1 protein-coding gene is annotated in these 947 nt (G+C 69.8%); it reads left to right on the forward strand.

Annotated features, from left to right (window positions below; genetic code table 11):
- Nucleotide 1 precedes the first annotated feature (1 nt).
- On the forward strand, nucleotides 2-947 hold a 946-nt coding region (locus R1101_RS0124400), incomplete at its 3' end, for an NADH-quinone oxidoreductase subunit M (protein WP_232284830.1).

A 947-nucleotide genomic window follows, 5' to 3' on the forward strand; every position in this document is an offset into this window, starting at 1 on the left:
GATCGCGGCCCTGCCCGCACGACAGAGCTCCGCCGTCAGGGCGCTCGCCCTCGCGGTATCGATCGCCGTCCTGGTGGTCGCGGTGATCGTCGCCGTCGGGTTCGACCGCGCGGGCGAGCGTTTCCAGTTCGTCGAATCGCACGACTGGATCCCGTCGTTCGGTGCCGGCTACCGGCTCGGCGTCGACGGGATCGCCCTGGTGCTCGTCCTGCTCACCGCCGCACTCGTGCCGTTGCTCCTGGCCGCCGGGTGGCACGACCACCGCGCCGCCGACGAGGAGGCCGGCTCGGCGCGCCCCCGATCCGCCCACACCTATGTGGCCTTGATCCTGCTCGTCGAGTCGATGGTGCTCGTGTCGTTCACCGCCCTCGACATCCTGCTGTTCTACGTCTTCTTCGAAGCGATGCTCGTCCCGATGTACTTCCTCATCGGCGGATTCGGTTCCCCGGGAACACCGCGAGCCGACGGGGCGCGCGCCGCCGTGAAGTTCCTGCTGTACAACCTGCTCGGCGGGTTGGTGATGCTCGCCGCGTTGATCGGCTTGTACGTGGTCACCGCCCGATCCGGGTTGGGGGAGACCGCGGGTGTCGGTACCTTCGACGTCCGGACCGTCACCGCGGCGGCCGTCGCCGGCGATCTCGACGCGACCCCCGCCGTGCTCGGCGCCCTGTGTTTCGGTTTCCTCGTCGCCTTCGCGGTGAAGGCCCCGCTGTGGCCGCTGCACGGATGGTTGCCCGACGCGGCGGTGCGGACCACCCCGGTCGCCGCGGTGCTCATGATGGCCGTGGTCGACAAGGTCGGCACGTTCGGGATGCTGCGCTACTGCCTGCAGCTCTTTCCCGACGCCTCGGTGACCTTCGCGCCGGTCGTGGCGACCCTCGCCGTCATCGGCATCGTCTACGGCGCCATGCTCGCGATCGGCCAGACCGACGTCATGCGCCTGGATC

Source organism: Rhodococcus sp. R1101 (assembly GCF_000278445.1).
Classification (GTDB): Bacteria; Actinomycetota; Actinomycetes; order Mycobacteriales; family Mycobacteriaceae; genus Rhodococcus; species Rhodococcus gordoniae.